This window comes from bacterium SCSIO 12827 (assembly GCA_024397995.1).
Lineage (GTDB): Bacteria > Pseudomonadota > Alphaproteobacteria > Rhodospirillales > Casp-alpha2 > UBA1479.
Genome location: CP073746.1, coordinates 2,715,769 through 2,731,920, shown reverse-complemented (window position 1 = coordinate 2,731,920; position 16,152 = coordinate 2,715,769). Strand labels below are relative to the sequence as shown.

Genomic DNA, 16,152 nt, shown 5'->3' with positions numbered 1-16,152 from the left:
ATCACGCGGCGTTTGCGTTGCGCAGCCAGTAGGTCGTCGCGGTGGTGCCGGTGTTGGGCGCACTCGTCAGTTCCAACTTTCCGCCGTTCAGAACCAGCAGGCGTTTGACGATATAAAGCCCCATGCCGGCGCCGTTGGACGTCCGCTCTTGTTCTGAATAGCGGTATGCGGCTTTCGATTTCAGGAACGGCTGGCCAATGGCCGTAAGCATATCATTCGGAATGCCCGGGCCGTTGTCCGACACCACGACTTTGGTAAAGCCGTTCGGCATATCGGTGTCGACGCTGATCTTGATTTCCACGCCCTCGCCGCCGTGGCTGATTGAATTGGCGGTGAGATTGAGGATCGTCTGACGAAAGGATTGCCTGTCGGCGGTGATCAAGGCCGGAACCTCTTTCTTGAGGAAGGACAGCACGGCCGTCGCCGCCTCAGTCGTTTTCAGCGGACGGATCAGGTTTTCGATTTCAGCAACGGCATCGAAGGTTTCGAATTCAAGCGCTCTGCCACCGGACTCGATAACCGATACGTCCAAAATCTCGTTGACGAGGCTCAATAGATGCCTGCCGCTTTCACGGATATCACCCAGGTAGGATTGGACAGTATCCGGATCTTGTCGCAACTGCGGAGTTTCGAGCAAAAGATCGGCCATGCCAATTACGGCATTCAAGGGGGTGCGGAGTTCATGGCTCATGTGGGAAATGAATTCCGACTTGGCTTGGCTGGCCTTTTCCGCGGCTTCTTTGGCACGGGCAAGCGCAGCGGCCACGACGTTTCGTTCCGTCATGTCGCGCAGGGCCGCGACGATCACGGAGCGGTCAGCCTGCCGGCCTTCCGTTAATACAGCCTCGAGATACACGTGGGTTCCGTCCTTTTGACGGCCGATGATGGAGAACCCGTTTCCTTCCGCTGATCGCGTCGAGGGATCGGAGAAGTAGCGCATCATCGGTGCGCGGTCCTCGTTTGTCCTGAGGTTCGAAAGCAATTGGGCGATATTGAGCCCGACGAGTTCGTTGGCCGGATATCCGAATATCCGGACAGCGGCCGCGTTACATGTTTCGATTATTCCATGACCATCCAACGTCAGCACCGCGTCCGCCACGTTGTCCATGATCAGTTGCAGGCGTTGGGCGGTTTGGTTGGCGCGTTGGCTCGCCTCTTGCCGGAAAAAAACTTCGGACGCCAATCGGCGGTCAAACACGACGGCGGCAATGCCCGCGATCAAAATCAGTGTTGCGACGGTGGCCGTCGCAACGGCCAATACGTCGGTTCCGATGCTTGGAAGCGGTGTTGTGGTCCCGTTCCGCGCAAGACAGATTGCGGAACTCATTGCCGTGTAGTGCATCCCTGCCACGGCGGCACCGATTAGCAGCGCCGAGATCGCCTCGTTGGCCAGGGTGCGGATGGTGTCCCGGCGCGACGCCCTGAACGCGACCCAAAGTGCACACATGGCAAGGGCCACCGCGACGAGTAGCGACAGTACGAACAGCGGCAGGTCGTAGCGGATATAAGCGTCGAAATCGACGGCGCCCATGCCGGTGTAGTGCATCAGGCCAATACCGCCACCCAGGACAATTCCGCCCATGTAAAGACGCAGCCGCGTCACGTCACTGCGTGCGACGATATGTAGGTTCCATGCGCTTGCAAGGATCGCGGGTATTGCGGATACCAGGGTGATCAGGGGGTCATAGGTGACCGGAATCGGCAGTTCATACGCGAGCATGCCGATGAAGTGCATGGCCCAAATTCCAAGGCCCATGATCAGCGCGCCGCCCGCCATCCACGGGTACCGACTACTGGTGTGCTCGTGCTCCGCGATACGGTGCAACAGATGGACAAAAGCAAACCCTGCCAGCGTCGCGACGAAGAACGAGAGGATCACAAGGGCGGAATTGTATTCGGACGGAAGGACGACGCTTGGGTCGATCTTCAGCGCGAAGAAGCGCGCGATATCTAGATGATTTGGCCACATTGGTGATTGCCTGCGGATTTCGTACCGTACTTGGCGGTGATGTTGCGGACCGAATTGTTTCGGTGCCGCCAATAATCAGCCGGGTTCATATGCGAATTAAGATGAAGACATTCTTTTGAAACCGGACAGTTAGATTTATTGAGACGCGGGGTTCCCTGGTGCAGGACTAAACCCATGATTTTCATGCCACAACAGGTGACGCTTATGCATACATGTTTTGGGTAGGTTATCAGTTCTTTAGCATGAGGGATGTGTTCTCCGTCACTCTATGGTGCCGGTCAATTGCCTTGGATTTTTCGAAGAAAAAGCTTCATACACAGGAAATGACAAATCAAATCGCCCTGATCCACGCCACCCGCGAAGCCATCCTGCCGGTCGAGACGGCGTTCAAGGATCTCTGGCCCGAGGCCGAATATTGGACGCTGCTGGACGAAAGCCTGACCACGGATCTGGCGGCGGCGGGGGGCAAATTGACCCCGGCGCTGACCGAACGGTTTCTCAACTTGGCGGCTTATGCCAAGGCCCGGCGGCCCGACGGCATTCTGTTCACCTGTTCCGCGTTCGGCGCGATCATCGACCAGATCGCGGCACAGTATGATGTGCCGGTAATGAAGCCGAACGAGGCAATTCTCGACGCCGCCCTGGCCCGGGGCGGGCGCGTCGGCCTGTTGGCGACCCACCCTCAGACCTTGCCGGACATGACGGCGGACATGGAAAACCTGGCGGCGGCCCGGAACATCGACATGACCGTGGTGCCGCTGCTGGTCGAAGGGGCCTGGGCCGACCTGGGGGCGGGGCGGCGCGATGCCCATGACCGCGCCGTGGTCGCGGCCGCACCCCGGCTGAGCGATTGCGGCTGCATCGTGCTGGCGCAGTTTTCCATGGCGCCGTTGGCGGCAGAAATCGGTGCCGATACGGGCCTGCCCGTGCTGACCAGCCCCCATGCTGCCGTGGCCGAGATGAAACGCCGCGTGTTAGGCGTCTGACGCGGTTGGTTCCGCAGGCTTGTTATTTCGTGACCAGCGCGGCGACGACGCCGATACCGATCACGATCATCACCCCAAAAATGACCAAATCGCGCATCGATTTAGGCTTTGCCCGGCCTTTGGTGTCGGTATGACCTTCGGGACTTGTGGGGTTTGTAGCCATGGCGTGCTCCCTCCGTTTGTTGTCACGTCCAATCCATGAATGAACGGTTGCGGAACGCAAAAGTTCCAGCGCGGCCATGATTTTTCTCTACCTGCACCGATTTACATAAGGAAAATATGTTATTATCCCTGCCATGACCGAGAGGCGGATCATGCAGGCGATCGAGGATCAGATTCCCGACCTGTACCGGTATGCACGGTTCCTCGAAGCCACTCCGGACCGCGCCGACGATCTGTTGCAGGATTGCCTGGAGCGGGGCGTGTCGCGCCTTGACCGGTTTCAGTCCGGTACGGACTTACGGGCTTGGCTGTTCACCATCATGCACAACCTGTTCATCGACCGCGCGCGCCGACGGCAGCGGCGGGGGTTTCACGTTCCCGTCGAAGATTGGCTTGTCGATTTCCAGCAACCGCCTAACCAGATTGATCGCCTGCGACTCAAGGATTTGGACCGCGCCCTGGCGGCCTTGAGGCCCCGGGACCGGTGGATTCTTCATCTCGTGGTGATTGAGGGAAAACGCTATCAGGACGTCGCGCGCGAATTGAATATCGCCGTCGGCACGGTGAAAAGCGGCCTGTCGCGGGCCCGTCGCGTGCTGGCCCGCGCGGCCTGAAGGCGCCCGGTTCCAGCCGGGAAAACGCCACAATCGTTTCATCAAATGGAAATGCGTCCCGTGTTGCGGAATGCATCCTTGCGATCAGGGGAAAGCCGCCAGACGTCAATGGCGCGTACAGCCGGCAATGCGGTTTGCGCAATTCCTTTCATGCATTGCTTCGAAAAGAGGAAGAAGATCACATGACCTATCGAACTCATATTCGAACCCCGAATACCCGTATCCCCATCGCCATTCTGGCCGCGGCGGCAGTCGCCGCGGGCCTGTCTGCCGCGCCGGGCGCTGCCCAGGCCGCCGGTGACAAGGCCGCCCCTCAGGAAGCCACGGCAGGGGATGCCGTCGATGACTTCGTCAACTGGGCGCAAAAGCAGGCCAAGGCATTGGACAGCAAGCTCGATGAAGCGGCATCAGATGCCAAGCAGGCAGGCGCCAATGCCGCCGACGAGGTCAAGGAGGAATGGCGCGAAGCCCGCGCGGCCATCGACCGCCAGCGCGATGCGCTCAATCAACAGATCGCCGACTTGAAAAAGTCGGCCAAGGGTGAATGGACGGATGCCAAGGAGGCCACCAAGGAAGGCCTGGAGGCGCTCGGCGATAAGATCGAGGAATTCCGCGCCATGGTGGCCGATAAGCAGAAGTCCTAACGCAGGCGCTTGCCGGCGGGCGCTGCGGCGTCCGCCGGCTGGTCCCACCGCCGACCGGCGCACTTTTCCCTCCCATGACCACGAAGGAACCGACAATGACTTTCAAGCTTCCCGATCTTCCCTATGCCAAGGACGCCCTGTCGCCGCATATGTCGGAACGGACCCTCAGCTTTCATCACGGCAAGCACCACAAGGGCTACGTCGACAAGCTGAACGACGCCGTCAAGAGCACCGACTATGACGGTATGGCGCTGATCGACGTTGCCCGCCGCGCCCATGAAAAGGGCGATACTGGGGTGTTCAACAACGCGGCGCAGGCCTGGAACCATGGGTTCTTCTGGCACTGCATGTCGCCGGACCGCGCGGCGGAACCGACGGGGCCTCTTGCGAGCAGGATTTCGGAAACCTTCGGATCCCTGCCGCAATTGCGCACCCGTTTCATCGCCGACGGCATGGCCCGCTTCGGGTCGGGCTGGGTATGGCTGGTCGAAGGAGCGGACGGCGCGCTCGACGTGGTCAGCACGGCCAACGCCGATCTGCCGCAGACCGCAGGGTTGAAGCCGCTGTTGACGTGCGACCTGTGGGAACACGCCTATTACCTGGATTATCAGAATGCCCGACAGGCGTTTCTCGAAGCCTTCTTCGACCATTTGGCCGACTGGAACTTTGCCGAGACATGTCTGGCAAGTCAGGGCGATCCTGAGATTCTCGCCGCCTGACAGAACCCCGCCGACCACCGGAAGCAAGGGAGCGCGCTACCGCGAATTCCCTTGACTTCCGGGAAGCCCCGACGTCATGTAGCGCCAGCGACACTCCCATTCAGGTCGAATTTCGATCGCTTGCCGGACCCGACTCTGTCGATCCGGTCTTCTTTGATACCGACATCTAAGGGCGTTTCGTGAGGCGGATATCCGTGTGAATGCGGTTCCGGCCGAGAAAGCTTGCATGATGCCGGCGAACCTGCCGCCCCCGACACGATCGCTTGGGGCGCGCGGGCGAAGACCAATTGATCGAGAGAGTATACATATCACATGACCGATTTTGCGGGCCTTAACCTGGCCCAACCCATCCTTCGTGCGCTGAGCGACGAGGGCTACACCACCCCCACCCCCATTCAGGAAAAATCCATCCCGCCGCTGCTTGAGGGCCGCGACCTTCTGGGCGTGGCGCAGACAGGCACCGGCAAGACCGCGTCCTTCGCGCTGCCGATTTTGCAGTCCTTCGCGGAAAATTCTCGCAAGGCCGTGCCGAACCGCCCGTTCGTGCTGATTCTGGCGCCGACCCGCGAACTGGTGACCCAGATCGCCGAAAGCCTGCGGACCTACGGTCGTCAGATGCCCTTGCGGGTTCAGACCGTGTTCGGCGGCACTTCTATGCGCAACCAGATCGTCGCCATGCAGCGCGGCGTTCATATTCTGGTCGCCACCCCGGGCCGTCTCATGGATCTCATGAAGCAGCGCCACGTCAACCTGGACAGCGTCGACGTTTTCGTCCTCGACGAAGCCGACCGCATGCTTGACATGGGCTTCATCGGTGACGTCAAGCGGATCGCCAAGGTGCTGCCGCACGAGCGTCAGACCGTGCTGTTTTCGGCGACGATGCCGAAAACCGTCGAAGGCCTGGCGAACGAGCTTCTGAACGATCCGGTGAAGGTCGAAGTGACGCCCGCCGCGACGACGGTGGAAAAGATCGAACAGCGTTTGCTGTTCGTCGCCAAGGACGACAAGCGGGCCCTGCTGGGCGAGTTGATGAACGATCCGCGCATCGAGCGGGTTCTCATCTTCACGCGCACCAAGCACGGTGCCGACCGGGTCGCCCGTCACCTGCACGACAACGGCGTGAAGTCCGACGCGATCCACGGTAACAAGGCCCAGAACGCCCGCCAACGGGCCCTCAAGGGCTTCCGCGACGGTGACATCCGCGCCCTGGTGGCGACGGACATCGCCGCCCGCGGCATCGATGTCGACGGTGTGACTCACGTCATCAACTTCGACCTGCCGAACGATGCGGAAAGCTATGTCCACCGCATCGGCCGTACGGCGCGGGCGGGGGCTTCGGGCATCGCCATTTCCTTCTGCGCTCATGACGAACGCGGCTGCCTGCGCGATATCGAGAAGTGCATCCGCCAGCCGGTGCCGGTGTTCGATGGCCATCCCTATCATGCCGCCGATATCGCCAATTCAGCGGCCAATGACAGCGGGCCCGATGTGCGCAAAAACAACGGCGGCAATGGCGGACGCAACGGCCAAGGCCGAGGCGGTCAGAACCGCGGCGGCCAGAACCGGGGCGGCCCAAACCGCGGCGGTCCGGGCGGCGGTGGTGGCAAGCGCGGCGGCGGTCGCAGCCGTCGTGGCTCCCAAGGCGGCAACCGCGGTATGGCGGCCTAACACGATCAAGGGTTAGACTGGTCGCTGTCCTGCGCATTTTGACCAAGGGAACAGCGCCAAGATGACGGCATCGCCCACGCTTCCGACCCACGGTATCCATACGGTGCCCGTGAACCTGGATTTGGCGGGGCGGCCCATCGTCCTTCAGCTTCGCGTCGACCTGGGGCAAATGTCCCAACGGTCGATCCTGCAGGCGCTCAGCCAGGGACTCCTTTATGAGGAGTCCCTGTCGCTGTTTCTGATCCGGGCGTTGCGGCCGGGTGACTGCTTTCTCGACGTCGGTGCTCATATCGGGTTCTTTTCCCTGCTCGCCTCCCATCTGGTCGGCGATGCCGGCCGCGTCGTCGCGGTGGAGCCGAACGCCGACAATTTCACCTGGCTCAAGGACCTGATGACGCTGAACGAACGCGGGAACGTTACGGCGGTCAATGCCGTGGCCTCGGAAGTGGATGGAACCATCGACTTCTACCGCAATGCGGACAATGACGGCGGCCACGCCATGTGGGATCCGGGCCTGCATGATTTCAACCAGCGCTCACGGGCGTCCCCGGCCAAGGACAGCTATCCCTCGACACGCCTGGATACCCTGGCGGCAGCGGAAAACATCGATGCCTGTCGCGCCGTCAAAATCGACACAGAAGGCGCCGAGTTGACGGTGCTCAAAGGCGGGGAGGGGTTCTTTGCACCCGACCGGGTGCCCTTCGTGATCTGCGAGGTCAATGACTTCGGCTTGCAGCAGATGGGGGCGAGCCAGCGCGACTTACGCAGTTGGATGAAGGCACGGGGCTACGATACCTTTGCCTTTCCGCAGAAAGATCACCTGCCGATCCTGGTGCCCGAGGCGACGGAGCTTGCATCTCCCTATGTCTTCAACGTGCTGTTTTCGACCCTGGACGCGGTCGCCGAAATCTGGCCCCGCGTTGCGCCGTTCGAAGGCTAACGAGCGTTTGTCCTGACGACGGCCTCATAAAACCCGAACAGCATGTCGGCGGCTTCGTTCACGGCGTTGTTCAGGCAATGGCCGATGCTGGCGATGAAGGCCGTATCGGCCAGGGCGGCAGGCCCGAACCGGGAATCCATTTCGGTCGGGGGCAGCACCGGTGCGGTACCCGTCCAGGTGAAGCGTCCCGTGCGCAGGACGGCGTCATCGGCCCGGCGCGGCTCCAGCCCGTCCACCACGATGAATTTTTCGAACACGCCGCCGCCGGCGAACGACAGCGTCAAGGCGCCGACCCATTCCTCGAAATCCGCATGGTGCGTTTCGCCTTTGATGGTGTGCCCGTACTGCGCCAGGTCGCCGATGTAATGCATGGCGGCACCCAGGAAGAAGGCGGCATGGTCCGGTCTGCCGGCGCGGTAAGCCTGGACGGCTTTTTCATATTCCTCCTGTGCGCGTTGGGCGGGCAGGTCACGGGTGATCCCGCCGTTCGCATCGAACCTCAGGTCATGGCGGCCTTGGCCGGTGTCGTTGTAACCCCGATTGGGCGCGCCGCAGATGGCTTCGATTTTCGCGTAGTCGGGGGCTTCCGTGCCGATCAGCATGAGAACGCGGTGCGGGTCCAGCCAGGCGCGCGCCGCCGACGGCAACAACGCGCGGGCGTGGTCGGCGATCCAGTCATGGGTTGAATAGGGCGGCGCCAAGCAGTCGGCTGCGTTGTTGGTGACCTTATTGTCCGGCGGGCCATTCTTCCAGGCATGGGCGGGCGTTGTCGTCAGGGCGGCCAGAATCAGAACCGCCACGGCATAGCGCGGTGCCATTACGTCACAGAGCGAACGGGGAGACGACAAGGCCGCCGTCCCCGGCAATCACAAGATGGTCCGGCTCGATGGCCGTCCATTGCTTGAGGTCGTCATCCAAGGGTTCCGACAAAATGATGATCGCCGTGCCCGTGGCCACGGTCACCTCATCCGCGGCGTCATGGGGCTTGGCGCCCATGCCGACATAGAGTGTCGGCACCCTGCCCGACGAGGCATGGCGCAGCGCCCAGATGGTCTGCCCGTCCGTCAGCGCGATGGTCATGTTGAAGGGCTCGGTCACGCCGCTGTCCGCCTGTGCCTTTTCGATGGTTTGGATTGCTTGGCGGATGGCGGCCTCCGGGTCTTCGTCCAGGCCGAAGGTCAGCAGCAGGTGAAAGAAAATCTCACTGTCCGTGGTGCCCTGGATGTTGGGAAACAGTTCGGGCGACACGGCCATGGCAAGGGCGCGGCGTACCTTGGACCAGCCGCCGATTTCGCCATTGTGCATGAACAGCCATTTGCCATGGCGGAAGGGGTGGCAATTGGTGCGATTGACGGAGGTACCCGTGGTCGCCCTTACATGGCCGAAGAACAAATGCGATTTTACCTGTTCGGAAATGTTCAACAGGTTGACGTCGTTCCATGCGGGCAGGATGTCCTTGTACAGGCCGGGGCGGTCCTTTTCGCCGTACCATCCGATGCCGAAGCCGTCGGCATTGACCACATGTGCACTTTGACTGGCCGACAGACTTTGTCGGGCAAGGGAGTTTTCCGGGCGCAGTAAAAGGGTGTCCAGGTAGATGGGCGGTCCCGCGTAGGCGAGCCAGCGGCACATGTCGGTGGTCCTTTCCCGATATCAGCTGTAACGGTTGCCGGCGGCGACCCCGCCGCCGTCGACGACAAAGGTTTGTCCGGTAATGAAGCTGCCGGCGTCCGATGCCAGCAGGATCGCCGTGCCGGCGATATCCTCCGGCTCGCCCAGCCGGCCGAGCGGGTAAGCGGCTTCGGCCCGGGCGCGGGCTTCCGGGTTTTCCCAGAGGGCGCGAGCGAAATCGGTCTTGATCAGGCCAGGCGCGATGGCGTTGGCGCGGACGTTGTGCGGGCCCCATTCGACGGCCAGGTTGCGTGCCAACTGCATGTCGGCGGCCTTGGATACCGCATAGGCGCCCAGGTTTATGGACCCCTTGAGCCCGCCGACGGACGAAATCAGGATCACCGCGCCGTCGCGCCGCGCGGCCATGTCCGGCAGGACCATGTTGCACAGCTTCAGTACGTTGGTGACATTGACCTGCAGGATCTTTTCCCAGGCGCCGTCGTCGATCCCGGACATCGGCCCGTGATAGGGGTTCACGGCCGCGTTGCAGACCAGAATGTCGATGCGCCCCCATTCCGCCTTGACCCGATCAACCAGGGACGTGAGCTGTCCCACATCGGACACGTTGCAGGCGATGGCCATGGCCTCGCCGGGTGCGTCGTAGTTTTCCTCGTTGATTTGTGCCGCGACGGCTTCGCAGGCGTCCAACTTGCGCGAGGTGATGATGACCTTGGCACCCTGGCGGGCATAGGCTTCGGCGATGGCCTTGCCGATTCCCCGGCTTGAACCGGTGATTAAGGCGATCTTGCCTGTCAGGTCGAACATAGCGGTCATGGTGTCTCCTCCGTCTGGCCGGGTGTTTCCCCTTGTCCAGCGACACTTTTTCACGGTTTTCGGAGTTTGGGAACGGGCCAGCGCGCGAATTTATGAGGCTAACTTTAGGCAGGGTTGACCCGGGCCGGTGCATGCACTTCACTTTGTGCAAGCAGAGGGTGGGATTCCCACCACAAAAAACGTTTCCGTGACGAACACGGGACGCAGACCGCTCGTGAGGCCCAACTTGGCCACCATAAATCTGCGCTCTTTCACCGTCCTGGTCGTCGATCAGGACGACGCGCATCGCTGGATGATACATAATCTTCTGCAAGCGTTGGGTGTCGGCGAAATTTTGACCGCCAACAGCAACGACGATGCGCTGAATCTACTGAAACGGTTATCGAAGAAAAGCGTCACCGAACGGGTCGATACCGTCGATTTCATGATCTGCGATATGTTCGAGGAAATGTTGAACGGCGTCGACATGGTGCGCTGGATTCGCATGAACAAGGATTCGCCGAACCGCTTCCTACCGGTCATCCTGATGGCCAAGGCGTTTGACCCGAAGACCGTTGCCGAGGCCCGTGGCTTCGGGGCGACCCAATTCCTGCTCAAACCGGTGACGGTGGATGCTTTGGTCGACCGTATCCTGACCGTGGTCAACCGGCCTCGGCCGTTCGTCTACAACACTGCCTATTTCGGGCCCGATCGTCGCGGCAGCCTCAAGCCGGTGCCCAGGGAACGCCGTGACCTGGACCGTTCCGACGTCCGTATCGATCGCTCACCGCTGGCGACCGCGCTGGAACGGTTTCCCAACGACAGCGTGATCCGGATCTTCCGCCCGCCCAACCATCTGAAGCGCAAAGCCGGCGGTGGTGACGACGATGGTGACGCCCTGTTCACCCAGGGGGCCGTGTTCAAGGCCCAGAAGGAATTGGAGCGGTCGAAGGAAGAATATGTGGGGTCGGCCCTCGACTATGTCGACAGCCTGCAGCGGATCATGGCCGAAGCGGGCGCGGCGCCGGACAAGTCAGAGCACTTCCAGCGTATTCACGGGTTAGCCAAGCAATTGGGCCTGCAAGGCGAGACTTTCGGCTATCCCCTGGTTTCCATGGTTGGTAATTCGCTGATGCGGTTTACGGGCGGTGGCCTGCCGAACAGCGCCTCCAGCATCGAACTGGTCAAGGTGCACATCGATTCCCTGACCGTTATCCTGCGCAACAACATTTCAGGTGACGGCGGCACGACGGGGCGTGAACTGGTGTCTCAGTTGCAGGCAGCGATCAAGAAAATCACCCGCGCCGCTGCAGGATAGCCGGGACTGGAATGTTGATATTTATATATTGTTTTATATGTAATTTTATATTTAAATAAGAATATAGAAGGTGCCGATGCGACCGGTTCCCCGAACGGAAGGGTAAGATCATGCAGACGCCGAAGCCGATATTAAGCCCCTGTCACGGTCGAGTATGGCTGCCTGCGGCCTTGGCGCTCGCCATCGGGCTGATGCCCTTGCCGACGGCGGCGGCCGTGACCGGCGAGGGCGGGGCGGAATTTATCATGCCTGCCCCCGCTGATCAGAATGGTCCAGAAGTGACAGCCCAACCCGTTGCCGAGGTCGAGGAACAGGAGTTGTTGGCGCCGGCAACCCCCGCCGATTCAAAAGTGTCGATTGTCATGGCGGTGATCGACGCGGATACGGCGTTTTGGCGTCAGGCCGATGCCTCCAATGATCCGGAAAAAGTGAAGGTCTATCTCCTGACCTATCCTCGGGGCCGCCATGTTGCGGAAGCCAAGGTTCGGTTCCGCGAACGGCTGAGTGCCCTGTCGGTGCGCCCGGCGCCATTGCCGCTGCCGCGCCCGGCTCGACCCGGGCACCTTTCCAACGGTCCGCCGCCAATCCTGCACCCGACACGGCCCGCGCGTTTTTTCGACGGCCCGCCGCCGATCTTGCGCCGGCACCCTGCCCTTTAGGCATTTGGCCATGGACTTAACCGAACCGTCACCCGGCGTTCATGCCGGGGTCATTCAGGCCCTGTATCTACCGGGGCCATGTTCGCAGTTCCCCGCATCCCCGTCCGCGCCGTGACCCAGGACACGTTATCCGGAACCATGGTTCTGGTCGTCGGCCCGTCCGGGGCGGGCAAGGACAGCCTGATCGACGGCGCCCGGCGCGCCTTCGCCGGTGGCGCCGACATCGTGTTCCCCCGCCGCGATATCACCCGCCCGGCCGATGCCGGATCCGAGGACCATGTCGCGGTCACGGAAAGCCAGTTCCATGCCCGCCGTGAACTGGGAGGCTACCTTCTATCCTGGGGTGCCCATGGCCTGTGGTACGGCATCCCGACGGAAACCGTGGACCACCTTCTGGGCGGGCGCACCGTGGTGGTCAATGCGTCCCGTTCCGTGATTGAAGAGGCACGGGGCCGGTTTCGGCACCTGCGTGTCGTTTCGGTGACGGCTGATGAAGACACCCTTCGCGCGCGCTTGGGCATCCGTGCCCGGGAAACCGACGCGCAGATTGCCCACCGGCTGGAACGCGCCCGGGCCTTCCGTGTGGAAGGCCCGGACGTTATTGATTTTCCCAATGATGGGCCGCTTGAAGCGGCGGTCGGCCGGTTTGCCCGCATTCTGCGGGACCTGACCTGAAGCATTGCGCTGTTAGTCCAGAGCAACAACCTCGACCCGGCGGCTGCCGTCAAACCAGAACCAGCTGGGCGCCGTGTCACCAAAGGCTTCCGCCCGTGACGAAACGCTGAGATTCTGTGGTGCCACACCGGCGCCGATCAGGCGCGCGGCGACGGCGCGGGCGCGGTTCATGGCGAGTTGGTCGTTCAAGTCCACCGGACCGCGTTTGTCGGCTTGGCCAACGACACAGATGGTCGTGCCCGATGGTAGGGCCTTCGCGAAGGCACGGATATCGATTTCCTGATCATCGGGAACGGTGGCGCTGCCGGTCTTGAACCCGGTGACGATCAAAGGAACGGATTGGCCGTATTCGGGGGCCGCGTTGCAGGCCGCGTCATAAGGCTCGTCCGCGCGGGCGACACCCGCGGCAAGCAGGGCTGTTGCGAACAGGCCCGCGGCAGCCAGACTGGCGGCGACCAGGCCGGTGGCGATCAGGCCCGCGACGGGCCGGGGAGGGTAAGCGTGGCTGGGCATGGTCTGTCTCCTTTACCGGGTTGATCCGATGACAGGAGATATCGCCCGCAATCAGGGCCATTGTTGGCAGTAAATGGGACCATTTCATGCCGCTGTGCCTTATTTCGGCGGCATGTGACCTGGGATTCAGCGCTTCCGGGCGAGGGTCAGGCCGTCGGCCACGGACAGCAGGGAGACCGTGACCCGGTCATCGTCTTTCAAGCCCGCGTTGAAGGCGCGGATCGCCTGCGTATCAACGCTGTCGTCCGTGGGGTCGATGACCCGCCCGTTCCACAACACGTTGTCGATGGCGATCAAGCCGCCCGGACGGATCAAAGCCAGGCAGCGCTCGAAATAGTTTTGATAGTTTTCCTTGTCGGCGTCGATGAACGCCATGTCGAAGGCCCCGGTGCGGCCTTCGGTTATCAAAGCGTCCAGGGTTTCGACCGCAGGGGCCAGACGCAAGGTGATACGTTCCGCCACCCCGGCCTCTGCCCAATAGCGGCGGGCGACGGATGTATATTCTTCGGATACATCGCAGCACACCATCTCGCCGCCGTCGGGCAGGGCCATGGCCATGGCCAGGGAGCTATAACCGGTGAAGGTGCCGACCTCGATGACCCGTCGGGCGCAAAGTAGTTCAACCAGCAGAGCCAGAAGCTGCCCCTGGTCCGGCGAGATCTGCATCCCCGCACGGGGATGACTGTCCGTCTCGCGGCGCAGACGGGCCAGGATTTCGGGCTCGCGCAATGTCGTTTTCAGAATGTAGTCATAAAGGGCCGGGTCAAGGCCGGTTGTCGCTTTGGTCACGGGTCGTGCCTCCTTGAGGCTTAGGGCGCTATTCGCTGTGTTCGACGGATATGGATGCCCCCGCCGGAACGGCGGCCAGGGTCTTCACGTCCTCGACGGCGTCCGCCCAAATGTTGCAGGGCGAGGCCAGGCGGCATTCATCGCCTTGGGAAATGGGGGTGGGGCCGAACCCGATGGCGATGCTGTCGCCGTCGGACCAGAAGGCAATCTCGCCGGGCTGGACCACGGCGCGGGCATCGGCCTCGCGGTTCAGGGATACGGGCGTCGAAAAATAAACCTCGTCGCCCCAGGTGCTGGCCTGGGACGTAAAGGGTGCGGCTTCCCAGATCGCGGCGGCGGTCGGTGTGTTGCGCAGGTTGACGTTCAGGGTCACGGTTCCAATGGTCATCTTGATTGTTTTCATGGTCGAACGAGGCCTCCTCCTCTGAAATCCAGCGTCTGCTCCCCACGGACTTTTTAGCGCATTCGTTGAATGTTCCGAACCCTCTATTGCAGGGTCGGGTCGCTGTCCTCCCGGTCGGCGGCACCGCGATCCTGGCAGGGACCTGCCTGATGGTGGACCATGCGCCACAAGGGCCCCGTCCGCACGAATACGTTGGTTGCGGTCAACAGCGTTCCCGGCATGCGTTCGAAGGCGGTGACATAGGCCGTGTCACCCAGGGAATATGCCCGCGCGCCGACGCAGCGGATATCCGCCGTCTCGCCCGTCGATAAAATCGTCGTCCAGCTGTCCATCACCTCCTGCTGGCCGCTCAGGGGACGCCATCCCGGATGAATACAGGTGATGTCCCGGTCGTCGGCCCAGGCAGCGCGCATCTGTTCGATGCTGCCGCCGGCGAAGGCAGCGTAAAAGGTGTCGTTGGCGAACAGAATCGCTTCCCGGTCTGACATTCGCGGATTTCCCCTGTTTTTACTTCCGCCCTCCCAATGCCCGCTGTCTGACGGGTAAGCAGGAGCAACGGATTGATCCTAATCAGTGCCCGGGAAGTCAAAGTTCTGGCGATGTCCCCGATCAATACTGAAAATGGCGGCAATCGCCCGCCGCATCAACGTTGAAGCTGCATACGAAGGACAGGAACATGGCCGAGACGCCTGAACAGAACGACGACCGTCAGGCCCAGGTCGAGGATGCCAAGACGGGTCTGCCGCTTGACCTGATGACGGCAGTGCCGGGATTGAATCCCCGCGACATGTCGGTGCTGATCGTCGGCGGCCTGGGTAAGGGGGTGACCCTGAACGCGGGCGTCGATAACGGTGACGGCACGGCGACCCTGTTGGAACACGACCTGACTGTTCCCGGCGGTCTGCGCATGCGGTTTCCCCCGGGGGCTAGTGGTCCGCCCGCCTTCCCCGTTACGGTGATCTCCAGTGACGGGCATGTACGCACGGGTAGCTTGACGGTGGAGCCGGGCTTGGCGGCGTTGGAATCGGGGCTGCGCTTTTCCATTGAGACACCGGTGGTCCTGGATGGCAGTGGGCGTGTCGGTTTCCCCGTCGCGATTTCCTTCGCCCGGGGCATGGGCAAGATGGTCGGCGATGTGGTGTTCACATTGGACGGGGTGCCGGCGGGCGTGCACCTGACCGGCGGCGTTCGGGACGGTGCGCCCGATGGCGACGGTCCGTGGCGTTTGGCGATGGACGACCTTCGGGATCTCAGTCTGATCGTGCCGGAGGGGCAAGGGGCGTTCGATGTGGACCTGACCGTCGAGGCCCGCGGGCAATCAGGCGGCCGCCTGAAATTGACGCGTCAGGCCCGCGCGGTGCCCCCCGGTGCGCGGGCGCAGGAATCGCGGCCGTCCGCTGCCGCCCCGTCGGCTGAACCGAAATCAGCCGCCGTGGACAAACCCGTTTCGGCGTCCCTGCCGGTAACGAATTGGCTGACGGGAAATGGCGTGTTCACCTTTGCCTCGGGTCATGGCGGCGATCTGTTCGAAGGCGGTTATGGGTGGAGCGACACTACGGAATCCGCTGAATTTCCACGCCCTAACCGTTCTGACGGCAGCGCCGGGGAACTGCGCCTTCTTGCGGGCGGGCCGGTCATCGACGGACCTGACCCGATCATTTGGTAGGGG

19 protein-coding genes are annotated in these 16,152 nt (G+C 62.0%); 10 read left to right on the top strand and 9 right to left on the bottom strand.

Features of this window, described 5'->3' with window-relative positions; genetic code table 11:
• Position 1: 1 nt before the first annotated feature.
• On the bottom strand, positions 2-1,969 hold the full coding sequence (locus tag KFF05_12875) for a PAS domain S-box protein (protein ID UTW50827.1): 1,968 nt from the start codon (positions 1,967-1,969) through the stop codon (positions 2-4).
• A gap of 323 nt (positions 1,970-2,292) precedes the next feature.
• Between KFF05_12875 and KFF05_12870 the strand changes: the two genes are divergently transcribed.
• Positions 2,293-2,955: an arylsulfatase gene (locus KFF05_12870; protein ID UTW50826.1), complete on the top strand. Its 663-nt coding sequence runs from the start codon at positions 2,293-2,295 to the stop codon at positions 2,953-2,955.
• A gap of 22 nt (positions 2,956-2,977) precedes the next feature.
• Here KFF05_12870 and KFF05_12865 read toward each other — a convergent pair whose 3' ends face one another.
• Positions 2,978-3,196: a hypothetical protein gene (locus tag KFF05_12865; protein UTW50825.1), complete on the bottom strand. Its 219-nt coding sequence runs from the start codon at positions 3,194-3,196 to the stop codon at positions 2,978-2,980.
• Positions 3,197-3,251: 55 nt separating this feature from the next.
• On the opposite strand from KFF05_12865, the gene KFF05_12860 reads away from it, so the two are divergent.
• The 5 genes from KFF05_12860 (at position 3,252) to KFF05_12840 (ending at position 7,702) form a co-directional block, all read left to right on the top strand.
• A complete protein-coding gene (locus KFF05_12860; GenBank protein UTW50824.1) occupies positions 3,252-3,731 on the top strand; it encodes a sigma-70 family RNA polymerase sigma factor in 480 nt (159 codons plus the stop codon).
• A gap of 182 nt (positions 3,732-3,913) precedes the next feature.
• Positions 3,914-4,375 carry a hypothetical protein gene (locus KFF05_12855; GenBank protein UTW50823.1) on the top strand — a complete coding sequence of 154 codons (462 nt, stop codon included), beginning with the start codon at positions 3,914-3,916 and terminating at the stop codon, positions 4,373-4,375.
• Between the two features lie 95 nt (positions 4,376-4,470).
• On the top strand, positions 4,471-5,094 hold the full coding sequence (locus KFF05_12850) for a superoxide dismutase (protein UTW50822.1): 624 nt from the start codon (positions 4,471-4,473) through the stop codon (positions 5,092-5,094).
• Positions 5,095-5,406: 312 nt separating this feature from the next.
• Positions 5,407-6,762: a DEAD/DEAH box helicase gene (locus KFF05_12845; GenBank protein UTW50821.1), complete on the top strand. Its 1,356-nt coding sequence runs from the start codon at positions 5,407-5,409 to the stop codon at positions 6,760-6,762.
• Positions 6,763-6,823: 61 nt separating this feature from the next.
• Positions 6,824-7,702 carry an FkbM family methyltransferase gene (locus KFF05_12840; protein ID UTW50820.1) on the top strand — a complete coding sequence of 293 codons (879 nt, stop codon included), beginning with the start codon at positions 6,824-6,826 and terminating at the stop codon, positions 7,700-7,702.
• Here the strand turns inward: KFF05_12840 and KFF05_12835 are convergent.
• From KFF05_12835 to KFF05_12825, 3 genes are read right to left on the bottom strand one after another with little or no spacing between them, the layout of a single operon-like run.
• The gene (locus tag KFF05_12835) at positions 7,699-8,550 is read right to left on the bottom strand and encodes a zinc dependent phospholipase C family protein (GenBank protein ID UTW50819.1); all 852 of its coding nucleotides are present in this window, start codon (positions 8,548-8,550) and stop codon (positions 7,699-7,701) included. The genes KFF05_12840 and KFF05_12835 overlap by 4 nt on opposite strands.
• On the bottom strand, positions 8,525-9,334 hold the full coding sequence (locus KFF05_12830) for a class II glutamine amidotransferase (GenBank protein UTW50818.1): 810 nt from the start codon (positions 9,332-9,334) through the stop codon (positions 8,525-8,527). The genes KFF05_12835 and KFF05_12830 overlap by 26 nt, the downstream gene beginning before the upstream one ends.
• 21 nt (positions 9,335-9,355) lie before the next feature.
• Positions 9,356-10,147: an SDR family oxidoreductase gene (locus KFF05_12825; protein ID UTW50817.1), complete on the bottom strand. Its 792-nt coding sequence runs from the start codon at positions 10,145-10,147 to the stop codon at positions 9,356-9,358.
• Between the two features lie 226 nt (positions 10,148-10,373).
• On the opposite strand from KFF05_12825, the gene KFF05_12820 reads away from it, so the two are divergent.
• The 3 genes from KFF05_12820 to phnN all read left to right on the top strand — a co-directional run bounded on the left by KFF05_12820 (position 10,374) and on the right by phnN (position 12,778).
• On the top strand, positions 10,374-11,444 hold the full coding sequence (locus KFF05_12820) for a response regulator (GenBank protein UTW50816.1): 1,071 nt from the start codon (positions 10,374-10,376) through the stop codon (positions 11,442-11,444).
• A 110-nt stretch (positions 11,445-11,554) separates the two neighbouring features.
• Entirely contained in the window at positions 11,555-12,103 is a 549-nt protein-coding gene (locus KFF05_12815; protein UTW50815.1) for a hypothetical protein, read from the top strand.
• Between the two features lie 78 nt (positions 12,104-12,181).
• On the top strand, positions 12,182-12,778 hold the full coding sequence (gene phnN, locus KFF05_12810) for a phosphonate metabolism protein/1,5-bisphosphokinase (PRPP-forming) PhnN (GenBank protein ID UTW50814.1): 597 nt from the start codon (positions 12,182-12,184) through the stop codon (positions 12,776-12,778).
• Positions 12,779-12,790: 12 nt separating this feature from the next.
• On the opposite strand, the gene KFF05_12805 is transcribed toward phnN, so the two are convergent.
• The 4 genes from KFF05_12805 to KFF05_12790 form a co-directional block, all read right to left on the bottom strand.
• Positions 12,791-13,291 (bottom strand): OmpA family protein, encoded by a 501-nt coding sequence (locus KFF05_12805; protein UTW50813.1) that lies wholly within the window; start codon positions 13,289-13,291, stop codon positions 12,791-12,793.
• A 126-nt stretch (positions 13,292-13,417) separates the two neighbouring features.
• Entirely contained in the window at positions 13,418-14,080 is a 663-nt protein-coding gene (locus tag KFF05_12800) for a class I SAM-dependent methyltransferase (protein ID UTW50812.1), read from the bottom strand.
• Positions 14,081-14,108: 28 nt separating this feature from the next.
• The gene (locus tag KFF05_12795) at positions 14,109-14,483 is read right to left on the bottom strand and encodes a hypothetical protein (protein ID UTW50811.1); all 375 of its coding nucleotides are present in this window, start codon (positions 14,481-14,483) and stop codon (positions 14,109-14,111) included.
• 83 nt (positions 14,484-14,566) lie between these two features.
• A complete protein-coding gene (locus KFF05_12790; GenBank protein UTW50810.1) occupies positions 14,567-14,971 on the bottom strand; it encodes a nuclear transport factor 2 family protein in 405 nt (134 codons plus the stop codon).
• A 188-nt stretch (positions 14,972-15,159) separates the two neighbouring features.
• On the opposite strand from KFF05_12790, the gene KFF05_12785 reads away from it, so the two are divergent.
• Entirely contained in the window at positions 15,160-16,149 is a 990-nt protein-coding gene (locus KFF05_12785) for a hypothetical protein (GenBank protein UTW50809.1), read from the top strand.
• The last annotated feature ends 3 nt before the right edge of the window (positions 16,150-16,152 follow it).